Origin of the sequence: Aquibaculum arenosum, assembly GCF_029222965.1 — a bacterium.
Classification (GTDB): Bacteria; Pseudomonadota; Alphaproteobacteria; order Kiloniellales; family DSM-21159; genus Aquibaculum; species Aquibaculum arenosum.
The window spans coordinates 44,553-56,677 of the sequence record NZ_JARHUD010000003.1 but is presented as its reverse complement, the minus strand read 5'-3'; the positions used below and the strand labels follow the sequence as shown (position 1 = coordinate 56,677).

The following is a 12,125-nucleotide window of genomic DNA, read 5'->3' as shown; positions in this document are numbered from 1 at the left end:
TCTGTTACCGTCCCTTGAAGTCGGCCGGGCGCTTTTCGGAGAAGGCGCGCACGCCCTCTTTCGCGTCTTCGGAGTCCACCGACTTTTCGAAAGCCTCCAGCTCGCCGCTGCGCAGCAGCTCGAAGGACTGGCGTATGGACAGGGTTTCGCACTCGCGCAGAATCGCCTTGATCGCCTGCACGGTGAGCGGCGCGCCCGAGGCGATCTGCTCAGCCCATTCGCGGGCCTTCTCCAGCGGCTGATCCTTGGGCACCACCGCGTTGATCATGCCGTGATGCAGCGCCTCGGCCGCCGGCATGCGCCGGCCCAGCAGCAGCATCTCCATGGCGATGTTGTAGGGCAGGCGGCGCGGCACCCGCTGCACGCCGCCGCTGTCCGGGATGATGCCCAGCGGCAGCTCCGGCAGGGCGAACTCCACGTGCTCGCCGGCGATCAGCAGGTCGCAGGCGATCGCCAGTTCCAGGCCGCCGCCGAGACAGAGCCCGTTGATGGCGCAGATCACCGGCTTGTTCAGGTCCCAGAGCTCGGTGATGCCGGCGAAGCTGCCCGGGCCGTAGTCGATATGCCACCAGCGGCCGACCTCTTCCTCCTCGTTGGCGGCCTTGAGGTCCCAGCCGGCCGAGAAGATGCGGTCACCGGCGGCGGTGACGATGCCGCAGCGCAGCTCCGGATCGTCACGCAGCAGCACGAAGGCTTCACCCAGTGCGATGGAGGTGGCCCGGTCGATGGCGTTTACCTTAGGCCGGTCAAGCGTGATCTCGAGGACCCGCCCGCGGCGTTCGAGTCTGACGGCGTCGGTCATGGGGCGCTCCGAGTTTGAAATGCCGCCTCCGCGGCAGTGTCAGGTGTCGTCGATGTAATTCTTCCTGATGAGTCCAGCTTGCACTAGAAGGTCACCATTCGACCTGATTAGTTCAGGAGCGGATGCAGCTACTGAAAGAGGAAAGGAATCCATGGTTATCGCCAGAACCGGTAAGGCGAATGGAAGTCACTGCCCGCTTTGTTTGGCAGAGATGCGCCGAAAGCGCTCTGAGTATCAAGCTTGATTGCTTTCATCTCTAGCGGTGGCTGGCTGGGGAATACGCGCGTCGCTACAAAGGGCGCCAGCGTCGACAACCAGGGTTTCCGTCGCTATCGGATCGAAAGCGGCGCGAAAATGCTGCATGGACTTGACTACGACAAAGTCGAGCTGGGTTGGCTCGATACCCGCGTGGGTGAATGCTTCGACCTCGGTGCACTGGAGACGGTTGGAAACGATCAGGATATCGATGCGGCCGACGCGCAGAACAGCACTTGGCCCCAGATTCATTGTGATTCCCCGCCACCGTGGCCCACCGGCGACGAAGCGCCCATCGGTCCGGTGGAGGAGTGTCCCCGTCACATTTAGCGGCGCGCCGAAGCGCGGGTCGATCTTACCGCCGATCTTCAGTGTGACCTCATCGCCCATCTCGTGCGCAGAAAGGATGCGAACGGCTTCGGGATCGTAAATCGTCGCCAGCGCACCTCGGCCGACATCCGCGGCCAGCAGAGCTTCCAACAGGATGGTCGAATCGCCATAGGCGCCTCCGCCGGGATTGTCGGAGTAGTCGGCGATCACAATCGGACCAGTTTGGCCATTCTTGGTCCGGAGGTGGCTGACCAGTTCCTGGCAAGAGAGGAAGCGGCAGCTGCTTTCATGTTGGGTGTCCCGTATGAAACGCGCAAAGCGTTCCAGCACTTCCTCAGCCTTGTCCTGCGTGCTGGCGTCGTAGGTGACGGCAACTGACGGGCCGGCCTCGGGAAGGTTCGAAAACCCGAAACCAGCTTGCAAGCTCACCGATAGCACGCCGTGTTCAGCCCGCTCTGCCGCCTCGGCCATGGCGAGGGCACGCCCCATGACACTGTCCGGGGTCGTGGTACGGCCATCATCCAGCCCGGTGCGATAGCCGGAAGCGGCGAATGCGATGCGCGGCGAAATGCTGCCCCGCATCGCTTGTTCAAGAAGTGCTGCCGCTCGCCGCGCAGTTTGTGCTTGGTCGATATGCGGGTATGTCCGATAGGCACACAGAATGTCCGCATGTCGGCACATTTCCTCGGTAACATTTGCGTGAAGGTCGATCGTGACAGCGATTTTTACCTTGGCCGGTACGACCTCTCTGATTTCCCGCAGCAGATCGCCTTCAGCGTCATCGCTGTACTCGGTTGCCATGGCGCCGTGCAGAAATAGCAGAATGCCGTCGAGGTTACCTTCCGCCAACGTTGTCTTGCATCCATCGAGCAATTTCGCGGAAAGCGTCTGCCAGGCATCGTTCGAAACGCGCCCGCCTGGGGTCGCCCAGGCAGCAATCGGCGTGCGAAGGTGCCAGCCATAGGCTTCCACAGCCTGTGCCAATCCAGCAAATTCTGTCGCCGTGCCGGCAAGCGTCGGCATGACCGCATCGTTCTCGAAGAGGATGTTGTCTCTGAAGGCCTCTATCTCCGTGGGCAATACAGAGAGCACATTGGATTCGTGCCCGATCATCGACGCCAGAACCCGAAAGGTCATGTGTATCTGCTCCGTTGCAATCAAAGATGGAGAAAGGCCGAGGATATGGTGCGCGTCGTCTCTGTGATAACGGGGACGATCTCTTCTCGCGCTCGCTCTTCATCCCAGTCTGGCTTGTAGACAGGCATGCTGACCGCCGCGATGGCGCTGCGGCCTGGTCCCAGAATGGGCGCGGCCACGACGATCTCCTGCACCAGCAGCTGGTCCATCGAGATCGTGTAGCCGTCCTCACGGGCCCGGGCGACCCGCGCGCGAACGAGTTCTGGATCACGCAGTGTGCTGGGCGTCACGGGGGCGGGCATGCCCTGCGCAAGCGTCTCTTCCAGTACCGAGTCGGGCAAGAAAGCGAAGATGACAAGGCCGGCGGCAGTTACCACCGCTGGCTGGCGCACGCCGATGAGCGTAGCATCATATGCTAGGCTAGAGTGGGGAATGCGCGCCTTGTAGATAATCTCGTGCCCGTCAAGAACGCTGAGGTTGACGGTTGTCCCCAGAGCCCGGCTGGCCTCGACCAACATAGGCGTGGCGCGTTCAAGCAATCGATCATGGATGAGGTAGGCGTAGGCGAGGTCGAGCATCCGCATGCCGGGGCGGTAGCGGCGGGTTGACTCGTCTCGTTCGAGATAGCCTAGCGAATGTAGCGTGTAGGAGAGCCGCTGTGCGGCACTTCTCTCGAGCCCCGCCCGCACTGCGATCTCGCTCAAACTTAGCGGATGATGGTTCTCTCGAAAAAGGCTCAGCACCCGCATGCCCCGCTCCAGCGTGGAAGCCAGCTTTCCAGGGCGCGCAGTCTTGGACATTGGTGTCTCCTTCACCAGCAGTCGCGCCGGGCTTGACAGGCGCAGCTCCTTTTACGTTAAATAATGCCCTAAGCAATCACTATTTGATCGCGCTGATCAATAAACGGTGAGTTAAGCAGGGAGCCAGATCATGACATTGCGTTTTTCACTTGGGGCCACGGCGGCTCTGGGATTCTTGGGAGCGCTCGCCCTACCCGCTGCAGCAGCGCCGGAAGTCAACAGCCTCGTTTGGGCGTCCGATAGGGAAGTCACGGCGGTCGACACCTACTACGATACGTCTCGGGAAGCCGTGGTCCTCGCCCAGCATGTCTATGACGGGCTGATCTACTGGGACCAGGAAGCCGAGGCGTTTCTGCCTCTGCTGGCAACGAGCTTTCGACAGGTCGACGCGGTCACGCTGGAGTTCGATCTGCGAGATGACGTCGTCTTTCATGACGGCAGCAGCTTCGGAGCCGAGGATGTGGTTTACACCTTCAATTTCATTGCTGACGAGGCCAACGGGGTCTTGAACTACGGTGACATCCGATGGCTCAAGAGTGCCGAGGCCGTCGGCGAGAACACCGTCCGTCTTAATCTTCATGAGCCGTTCCCGGCTGTTCAGTCCTATCTTGCGCTGGTCCTGCCGGTCCTTCCGAACGGCCACTTCGACTCTGCCGAAGAGGGCGCAGGGGGGCAGAAGCGCTACTCATCGGTTCCGCCCAATGGTACCGGCCCCTACAAGGTCACGGACTTCAGCGCCGGCGAGCGAATCGTCATGACGGCGAACGAGGACTATTTCGGCGATGGACCGAAGGGGAGGCCGGCCATCGAGACGATGACCTATCGGACCCTCTCTGACGGCTCCACCCAGATCGCCGAGTTGATGACCGGCGGAGTAGATTGGGTATGGGGCTTGAGCAACGATCAGAGCGACGCGCTGTCGCAAGCCCCGCATCTCACGACGGTGAACGCGCCGACCATGCGGATCAGCTATCTGACCTTCGATCTCCAAGGCTCGAGCGGTACTGACATCTTTACCGACCGGAATGTCCGGCGCGCGGTGGGGCATGCCATCGACCGAGAACAGATTGCCACTTTTTTGTTGGGCGAAAACAGCGAAGTGGTGAACGCGGCCTGTCATCCCATCCAGTTCGGATGCACCGATGACGTCATGGTCTATGACTATGATCCAGAGAAGGCCCGCTCGCTCCTCGCGACTGCTGGCTACCCAGAGGGTTTCAGTGTCGACATCTACGGCTATCGCGACCGGGAGGTGACGGAAGCGATCGCAGGTGATCTCGCAAAGGTCGGCATAAACACCAACCTGCGATGGATGCAATACTCCGCACTCGCCGACCTGATCCGGCAGGGCAATGCGCCGCTTGCCAACATGACCTGGGGTTCCTCCTCCATCCCCGACGTGTCGGCGGTCACCAGCTACTTCTTCGGCGGCGGTCCTGATGATCCGGCCAATGACGAGAAGGTTACAGCCGCCATCCGCAAGGGCGATCTTTCCTCCGATCCGGAGGAACGCCAGGAGGCTTACGCCCAGGCACTGGGAATGATCGCGGAGCAAGCTTACTGGCTACCGCTCTTCAGCTATACGAAGAACTATAGTTTCGATAGTCGGCTCGATTTCACGCCCTCTGCCGACGAGCTGCCCAAATTCTACTCCGCAAGCTGGCGTTGATTACTTGATGGGCTAAGCCGGGCGCAAGCGGTAGCGCGCCCGGCCGTTCCTGCCCGCCGCCCGTCGAGGATTGCGTTGCCATCAACCGGAAAGAGGGAGCGGATGCTGCGCTTCATCCTGAGTCGTCTCGCAATCGCGATCATGGTCGCCTTTGCGGTATCCGGCATCTGCTTCGGACTGATGTTTCTGGCGGGCGATCCCGCGCTGGCTATTGCCGGAGAGGGCGCGACGGAAGCAGACCTGGAGGTCATTCGTCGCCGGTTCGGCTTTGACCGGCCAATTATTGTCCAATATGGCTCGTGGCTGCTGCACGTTGTTCAGGGCGACTTCGGCGATAGCTACTACTTTGGCACCCCGGTCGTCTCATTGATTGCCGAACGTTTCCGGGCAACGCTTAAGCTCGGTGGGCTGGCAATCTTGGTTGCCCTTGTACTGGCTGTGCCGCTGGGCATCCTCGCCGCTACGAGTCAGAACCGGCTGGCGGATCGCATTGCCCTCACCATCGGCACTATTGGACAGGCCACGCCCAGCTTCTGGCTCGGCTTGATGCTTATTTCTCTTTTCGCTGTTGAACTGCGTTGGTTGCCGGTGTCGGGTTCCGCAACCTTCGCGCACTTCATACTGCCCTCACTGGTGCTCGGATACTATGCGGCTCCATCAATGCTGCGGCTGTGCCGAGCGGGTATGATCGAGGCATTGCGTTCGGATTACGTTCGAACTGCAAGGGCCAAGGGCCTGTTGCCCGTCCAGATACTCGGCGGCCATGCCCTGCGCAATGCCATCCTGCCGGTGATAAGCGTCGCCGCTGTAGAGTTTGGCTTCATCCTCGGCGGATCAGTCGTGGTCGAAAGTGTTTTCGGCATTCGCGGCATCGGCATGCTCGCCTGGGAGAGCATCAGCCGGAACGACTTCCCGACGGTCCAGGCAATCATACTGATCTACGCCATGCTCTATGTTTGGCTCACCTTCCTGGCCGACGTGATCAATGCCTGGCTCGATCCGCGCATCAGGATGAACTGAAAAATGTCCTCACCGTCTCTGGAGCAAGGTCTGAGCAATCAAATTGCTGACTTGCGTCCGACGCCGAGTCAGCTCATGTGGCGGCGGGCGCGCAATCATCGGGGTCTTGCGATCGGCAGCCTGATCGTCTTCATCGTGCTGCTGTGCGGCCTCGCCGCCCCCTTCATCGCCCCACATGATCCCTATGCGCAGGATCTCACGAAGCGACTGCTGCCGGCAGTCTGGTCCGAAAATGGGACGTGGGAGCACGTGTTTGGGACTGACGCGCTGGGACGAGACTATCTTTCGCGTATCCTTTATGGTGCGCGCATATCGTTCCTGATCGGTATCAGTGCGGCGCTGGGCTCGTGTCTGATCGGCGCCGCTCTCGGGCTGCTCGCCGGTTACTATGGCGGTCGAGTCGACAGCGTTGTGACTTTCTTCGTCTCCGTACGACTGGCATTGCCGGTGGTGCTCGTGGCGCTGGCGACCGTTTCCCTGTTCGGCGGAAAGCTATGGATCGTCGTCGCCGTGCTCAGTCTGCTGCTCTGGGATCGCTTCGCGGTTGTCGTGCGTTCAGCGACGATGCAGTTGAGATCCCAGGAGTTCGTCGTCGCCGCCCGGGCGATGGGATGCAGCACGCCACGCATCCTTTTGGGGGAACTTCTGCCCAATCTTGTGGGGCCGTTGGTGGTTGTCGGCTCGTTGGAGATTGCGCATGCTATTCTGCTTGAATCTGCGCTCTCTTTTCTCGGACTGGGCGTGCAGCCGCCGACTCCCTCTTGGGGACTGATGGTGGCGGAAGGTAAGGGCATGATCTTCTTTGACAGCCGCCTCATTGCGCTTCCCGGCGCAGCGATTGCCCTGTTGGTACTAGGGATTAATTTGGTAGGTGATGGCGTTCGCGACGTCCTGGCGCCGGAGGGCAAGGCATGAGCAGCCCTATCCTCAGCGTGCGCAATCTGTGCGTGACCGTGCCAACCCCCACTGGCCCCCTCGAAGCGGTGCGCGGCATCGATTTGAGTGTGGCCAGAGGAGAAACGCTAGGCATTGTCGGGGAGTCAGGATGTGGGAAGTCGGTTTCATCCCTCGCCCTGATGAGGCTGCTGCCCTCTTTCATAAAAGTCGATGCCGATGCCATGGAGCTTTGCGGTATCGAACTGCTGCACAGGACTGAGCGCCAGATGGCCGATCTTCGCGGTGACCGCATCGCGATGATTTTTCAGGAGCCAATGACGGCCCTGAACCCGGTACTTACAGTCGGTAGGCAAATGACGGAGACCTACCTTCGCCATCGCCGCGCAGGACGTCGCGAAGCTCGTGAGCGCGCGGTAGATTTGCTGGTTCGAGTGGGAATCTCGCGCGCTGCCGAGCGTATGAAGGTGTATCCCCATCAACTTTCGGGTGGGCTGCGCCAGCGCGTGATGATTGCGATCGCGCTCCTGTGCGATCCGGACCTCCTCATCGCCGATGAACCCACGACCGCGCTCGATGTGACAGTGCAGGCACAGATACTCGATCTGCTGGCGGACCTGCAGCGGGAACGAGGCCTCGCAATGATCTTCATCAGCCATGACCTTGGCGTAGTCGCCCGCGTGTCGCACCGCGTGCAAGTTATGTTCTCTGGACAAACTGTAGATGCTGGACCGATGCGCGAACTCCTCGTGCATCCTCGTCATCCCTACACGCGCGCGCTGCTCTCCTGCATTCCACGGCGTGGCCAGCGATGGGGCAAGGACAAGCTTGGCGCTGAACAGGAGGCGTCGGCGTGAGCGAGGCCATGCTTCGGTTGATCGACGTCAGCCGCGTCTTCCAGCTTGGTGGTGGGCTATTTTCGCAACCGCGCCTGCTCCATGCACTGGATGGAGTTAGCCTCGACCTTCACAAAGGGGAGGTGCTGGCGCTCGTAGGGGAATCGGGTTCCGGCAAAAGCACCCTGTCACGCATCCTGCTCGGCCTCGACAAGCCAACTGCAGGTGATGTTCTGTTCGATGGGCGCAGTATCCGTAAGCTTCCCCGCCGGGAATTCACCCAGCGGGTGCAGCCAATTTTTCAGGATCCCTATTCCTCGCTCAACCCTCGCAAAACGGTACGTCAGATCATCGAAATGCCGCTGATCCTTCAGGGGAGGCATTCCCGCGCGGAGCGGCTGCGTCGGGTGCGCGAGTTGCTGGATCTACTGCGCATGCCGGCGCGTATGCTCGATGCCTACCCATCGCAGATGTCCGGAGGGCAAAGACAACGCGTGGCAATAGGACGGGCGCTGATTTCCCGGCCCGAAGTAGTGATCTGCGATGAGCCCACCTCGGCGCTTGACGTTTCGGTGCAGGCGCAGGTCCTGAATCTTCTGATGGAGCTGCGTGCTGAGCTGAACCTGACCTATCTCTTCATCAGCCATGATCTGGCCGTTGTGGAGTACATCGCCGACCGTGTGGCCGTGATGCAGGCGGGCAAAATTGTCGAGATCGCGGACGTCGACGGACTCTTCTCGCGACCTCAGTCCGACTACACGAAGAATCTCCTTGCCTCTGCACTGGTCATCCCGGAGATGGCCGATGTGGAACCAGTAGCCGGGCAAAAGTGATGGCGCTGCAAGTTGACGCGCTTGTGCTGGGCGCCGGTGCGGTCGGAACGGCAGTTGCGCTGCACCTCCAGCGTCGCGGCATGGAGGTCGTTTTGGTTGACCGCCGGGATCCCGGCGAGGAGACGAGCTTCGGAAATGCCGGCCTGCTGGAGCGCGCCACGCTTGTGCCTTATGCGTTTCCGCGCTCGGTCTGGAAGCTAGCGCGGTATGCACGGAACCGGCGCTCGGACATGCGCTACGACTTGCTGCACTTGCCGCGTATCGCGCTGTGGCTTGTCCGTTACTGGTGGCATTCACAGCAAGACCGCTTGTCCGCTTCAGCTGACGCTCTACTGCCGTTGATCGAAGACTGTCTGCGGGCTCACGAGGAACTGGCGGAAGTGGCCGAAGCGAAGGCGCTAATCCGCAAAGAGGGATGGGTAGAGCCTCTTCTTTCTCCTCAGGCTCGCGATGAGGCTCAGGCGCGTATCGATGCTGCTCGAAAGCACAGCGTCACGGGCCTCTTACTGGGGCGCGAGAGGCTTGTGGCGCTGGAACCCTGTGTCTCTACAGCAGTGGAAACCGCCATTCACTGGATCGATCCCTGGACGGTCCTTGACCCTGGCGCGCTGCTCAAAGCCCACGCAGCGGCCCTCGTTCGGTTGGGCGGGACATTCCTGCGCGGTGATGCAGCCACGCTCTCTCAGGAGAACGGCCTGTGGCAGGTAGAGTCGACGAATGGTCCTGCGTCGGCACCAAGGGCAGTTGTCGCAATGGGGCCATGGTCTGCCGACCTTACCTCGCGTTTAGGCTATCGAGTGCCGCTGATCACCAAGCGCGGCTATCACATGCACTATGGGCTGGAGAATGGCAGCTCCTTGCGCCGTCCGATCCTTGATGAGGAGGGGGGCTATGTGCTTGCGCCGATGACACGCGGCATAAGGCTCACGACGGGGATCGAGTTTGCCGCTCCTGACGCTCCACCCAACACCATCCAACTCGATAGGGCAGAGCTACGGGCGCGTCACTTGTTGCCGGCACTGGGTGAGCGTCTCGATCCTCACCCATGGCTCGGGCGCAGACCCTGCTTGCCCGACATGCGGCCGATCATTGGTCCCGCACCGCGCCAGGAAGGTCTTTGGTTCTGTTTCGGGCATGCTCATCACGGGCTGACATTGGGTCCGGTTTCAGGTCTGTTGTTGGCGCAATTGGTGACAGGCGAGAAGCCTTTTGCCGACCCAACGCCCTTTGCCGTCACACGCTTCCGATCCTGATTCTCGGCTCCGTGCATCTTCAGTAGAATCACGCAGGCGAAACCGGATGCGATACCTGGATGGGACGGTGCTTTAAGGTTAGACCGGGTTGCCGTCAATCTGAACGAAAGGTGTAGGACTGAACACACAAAACAGGGCTCCTCTTAATGAGGAAAGCAGATTCACGCGTTTGCTGGATCTCCGCAAACGGGCCCATCCAATTCAGGAGTCGGTCATGCCCCAACGCTACGTCTTCGAGCCATCTGCGCAGCCAAATTTGCCTATTGCGGGCAGCGAGCAGTTCTTCCCCGTGCGGCGCATCTACTGCGTCGGGCGCAATTACGTGGCCCATGCCCATGAGATGGGCGGGGATCCGGAGCGCGAACCGCCCTTCTTCTTTGCCAAGCCGGCCGATGCCATCGTGCCGGAAGGCGGCGATGTGGCTTATCCGCCGGCCACCAGCAGCCTGCACTTCGAACTGGAGTTGGTGGTGGCGATCGGGAAGGGAGGCGTCGACATTCCGGTGGAGGGGGCGCTGGATCACGTTTTCGGCTACGGCCTGGGCATCGATCTCACGCGCCGCGACATGCAGAACGAGGCCAAACAGATGCGCCGGCCCTGGGCCATGGCCAAGGGCTTCGACCAGTCTGCGCCCTGCACGGCCCTTCATCCAGCGGCGCGCATCGGTCACCCGGACAGCGGCCGGATCACGCTGGCCGTGGACGGCGAGACCCGACAGGACAGCGATATTTCGCTGATGATCTGGAAGACGCCGGAGATCGTCTCCTACCTCTCCGGCCTGGTGCGCCTGGAGCCGGGGGACCTGATCATGACCGGCACGCCGGACGGCGTGGGGCCGGTGGAGCGCGGTCAGACCATGACCTGCACCTGGGCCGACATCGATCGCCTGAGCGTGCGCATGGTCTGAGGCAGCGGCTCCCGCGCTTTATGATGGCGCGAGACACCATCTAGCGCTTGCGTCCGGCCGCGGCTTGCCCAATCTGCTGCTCCGCAGCAGCGGGAGAGGGACAAGCATGCAAGACACGCACAAGCAGGAGGGTCTGCGCGGCCGATTGCAGACCCTGGTGGAAAGTAGCCGCTTTCAGCAGGTGATCACGGCCTTGATCGTCATCAACGCCGTCACCCTGGGCCTGGAGACCAGCGAGCGCGCCATGGCGGCGGCCGGCGGCCTGCTGCAGACCCTGGACAAGCTGATCCTCTCGGTCTTTGTGGTGGAACTGGCCATGAAGATCCTGGTTTACGGCCGCCGCTTCCACCGCGACCCCTGGAACCTCTTCGATCTTCTCGTGGTCTCCGTCGCCCTGGTGCCGGCCACGGGCAACCTCTCGGTGCTGCGAGCGCTCAGGGTGCTGCGCGTGTTGCGCCTTATCTCGGCCGTGCCTTCCATGCGTCGGGTGGTGGGCGCATTGCTGGCGGCGCTCCCGGGCATGGGTTCGATCGTCGCGCTTCTGGGGCTGCTCTACTATGTCTTTGCGGTGATGGCGACCAAGCTGTTCGCCGCCAGCTTCCCGGACTGGTTCGGGACCATCGGTGCCTCGGCCTACACGCTGTTCCAGATCATGACCCTGGAATCCTGGTCGATGGGCATCGTGCGGCCGGTCATGGAGACCTATCCCCTGGCTTGGCTCTTCTTCGTGCCCTTCATCCTCATGACCTCCTTTACCGTTCTCAACCTCTTCATCGGCATCATCGTCGATGCCATGCAGGCCGGGCAGCAAGCGGAAATGGAGGCCGAACGTGAACAGGTTCACGCCGACGCCGAGACTATTCTGCGCGAACTGCGCAGCCTGCGGCGGGAGGTGGCTGAACTGAAAGGCGAGCGCGGCGAGTGAACGCCGCCGCCCAGCCGGTAGTGTGACTGTCTCAGGTCAGCTGCGTGGCCCGAAGATCAGCCAGGCGATGAAACCGACGAAAGGAAAGACCAGCAGAACCACGATCCAGATCGCCTTGCCCATGGCCGAGGCGGAGGAGCCGACGGTCTTGATGATGGCGTAGACGACCAATACGAGGAGAATGAGGCCAAGCAGGCCGACTTCGATACCCATGGATCATTTATCCTTTGTCGTGGTGGCATTGCTGCCGGAACCAATTCAACTAGTAAGCGACAGCATAACGTCAAGTCCCGACCAGAGCGGATCGCGGTGTATCTGTAACGCGCAGCCCTCAGATCAACTGGGCGAACGCGCTTTGAATAACGGGTGTAGAGCAGATTCGCGACTTAAATTGGGACGCTTTGCGAATCCGATTTGAGTCAATCGGTCTATTGGCAAAAACAGAACTCCAGGTGCCCATGCCG

12 protein-coding genes are annotated in these 12,125 nt (G+C 61.1%); 8 read left to right on the top strand and 4 right to left on the bottom strand.

From position 1 onward, the window contains the following. Window positions 1-4 precede the first annotated feature (4 nt). The 3 genes from P2G67_RS05345 to P2G67_RS05335 form a co-directional block, all read right to left on the bottom strand. Window positions 5-802 (bottom strand): enoyl-CoA hydratase-related protein, encoded by a 798-nt coding sequence (locus P2G67_RS05345; protein WP_275820787.1) that lies wholly within the window; start codon window positions 800-802, stop codon window positions 5-7. A 234-nt stretch (window positions 803-1,036) separates the two neighbouring features. Further along, a complete protein-coding gene (locus P2G67_RS05340; protein WP_275820786.1) occupies window positions 1,037-2,524 on the bottom strand; it encodes a M81 family metallopeptidase in 1,488 nt (495 codons plus the stop codon). 20 nt (window positions 2,525-2,544) lie between these two features. Next, entirely contained in the window at window positions 2,545-3,324 is a 780-nt protein-coding gene (locus tag P2G67_RS05335; RefSeq protein WP_275820784.1) for an IclR family transcriptional regulator, read from the bottom strand. A 130-nt stretch (window positions 3,325-3,454) separates the two neighbouring features. On the opposite strand from P2G67_RS05335, the gene P2G67_RS05330 reads away from it, so the two are divergent. From P2G67_RS05330 to P2G67_RS05295, 8 genes are all read left to right on the top strand, one after another. Continuing rightward, window positions 3,455-4,993, top strand: a complete 1,539-nt coding sequence (locus P2G67_RS05330; protein ID WP_275820782.1) for an ABC transporter substrate-binding protein — start codon at window positions 3,455-3,457, stop codon at window positions 4,991-4,993. A gap of 102 nt (window positions 4,994-5,095) precedes the next feature. Continuing rightward, a complete protein-coding gene (locus P2G67_RS05325) occupies window positions 5,096-6,013 on the top strand; it encodes an ABC transporter permease (protein ID WP_275820780.1) in 918 nt (305 codons plus the stop codon). A gap of 3 nt (window positions 6,014-6,016) precedes the next feature. After that, window positions 6,017-6,928, top strand: coding sequence for an ABC transporter permease (locus tag P2G67_RS05320; RefSeq protein WP_275820778.1), 912 nt, complete (start codon window positions 6,017-6,019; stop codon window positions 6,926-6,928). Further along, window positions 6,925-7,764 carry an ABC transporter ATP-binding protein gene (locus P2G67_RS05315; protein WP_275820776.1) on the top strand — a complete coding sequence of 280 codons (840 nt, stop codon included), beginning with the start codon at window positions 6,925-6,927 and terminating at the stop codon, window positions 7,762-7,764. The genes P2G67_RS05320 and P2G67_RS05315 overlap by 4 nt, the downstream gene beginning before the upstream one ends. Next, complete coding sequence (locus P2G67_RS05310; RefSeq protein WP_275820774.1) at window positions 7,761-8,576, top strand: ATP-binding cassette domain-containing protein; 816 nt, start codon at window positions 7,761-7,763, stop codon at window positions 8,574-8,576. The genes P2G67_RS05315 and P2G67_RS05310 overlap by 4 nt, the downstream gene beginning before the upstream one ends. Then, on the top strand, window positions 8,576-9,829 hold the full coding sequence (locus tag P2G67_RS05305; RefSeq protein WP_322099642.1) for an NAD(P)/FAD-dependent oxidoreductase: 1,254 nt from the start codon (window positions 8,576-8,578) through the stop codon (window positions 9,827-9,829). Before P2G67_RS05310 ends, P2G67_RS05305 begins: the two co-directional genes overlap by 1 nt. A gap of 214 nt (window positions 9,830-10,043) precedes the next feature. Beyond that, the gene (locus P2G67_RS05300; RefSeq protein WP_275820771.1) at window positions 10,044-10,736 is read left to right on the top strand and encodes a fumarylacetoacetate hydrolase family protein; all 693 of its coding nucleotides are present in this window, start codon (window positions 10,044-10,046) and stop codon (window positions 10,734-10,736) included. A 106-nt stretch (window positions 10,737-10,842) separates the two neighbouring features. Next, complete coding sequence (locus P2G67_RS05295) at window positions 10,843-11,661, top strand: ion transporter (RefSeq protein ID WP_275820769.1); 819 nt, start codon at window positions 10,843-10,845, stop codon at window positions 11,659-11,661. Between the two features lie 36 nt (window positions 11,662-11,697). On the opposite strand, the gene P2G67_RS05290 is transcribed toward P2G67_RS05295, so the two are convergent. After that, complete coding sequence (locus P2G67_RS05290) at window positions 11,698-11,874, bottom strand: PLDc N-terminal domain-containing protein (protein WP_275820767.1); 177 nt, start codon at window positions 11,872-11,874, stop codon at window positions 11,698-11,700. Between the last annotated feature and the right edge of the window lie 251 nt (window positions 11,875-12,125).

Excerpts from the sequence above, each read along its gene's own strand:
- P2G67_RS05345 (WP_275820787.1), bottom strand. The coding sequence starts at position 802 with ATGACCGACGCCGTCAGACTCGAACGCCGCGGGCGGGTCCTCGAGATC.
- P2G67_RS05340 (WP_275820786.1), bottom strand. The coding sequence starts at position 2,524 with ATGACCTTTCGGGTTCTGGCGTCGATGATCGGGCACGAATCCAATGTG.
- P2G67_RS05335 (WP_275820784.1), bottom strand. The coding sequence starts at position 3,324 with ATGTCCAAGACTGCGCGCCCTGGAAAGCTGGCTTCCACGCTGGAGCGG.
- P2G67_RS05330 (WP_275820782.1), top strand. The coding sequence starts at position 3,455 with ATGACATTGCGTTTTTCACTTGGGGCCACGGCGGCTCTGGGATTCTTG.
- P2G67_RS05325 (WP_275820780.1), top strand. The coding sequence starts at position 5,096 with ATGCTGCGCTTCATCCTGAGTCGTCTCGCAATCGCGATCATGGTCGCC.
- P2G67_RS05320 (WP_275820778.1), top strand. The coding sequence starts at position 6,017 with ATGTCCTCACCGTCTCTGGAGCAAGGTCTGAGCAATCAAATTGCTGAC.
- P2G67_RS05315 (WP_275820776.1), top strand. The coding sequence starts at position 6,925 with ATGAGCAGCCCTATCCTCAGCGTGCGCAATCTGTGCGTGACCGTGCCA.
- P2G67_RS05305 (WP_322099642.1), top strand. The coding sequence starts at position 8,576 with ATGGCGCTGCAAGTTGACGCGCTTGTGCTGGGCGCCGGTGCGGTCGGA.
- P2G67_RS05300 (WP_275820771.1), top strand. The coding sequence starts at position 10,044 with ATGCCCCAACGCTACGTCTTCGAGCCATCTGCGCAGCCAAATTTGCCT.
- P2G67_RS05295 (WP_275820769.1), top strand. The coding sequence starts at position 10,843 with ATGCAAGACACGCACAAGCAGGAGGGTCTGCGCGGCCGATTGCAGACC.
- P2G67_RS05290 (WP_275820767.1), bottom strand. The coding sequence starts at position 11,874 with ATGGGTATCGAAGTCGGCCTGCTTGGCCTCATTCTCCTCGTATTGGTC.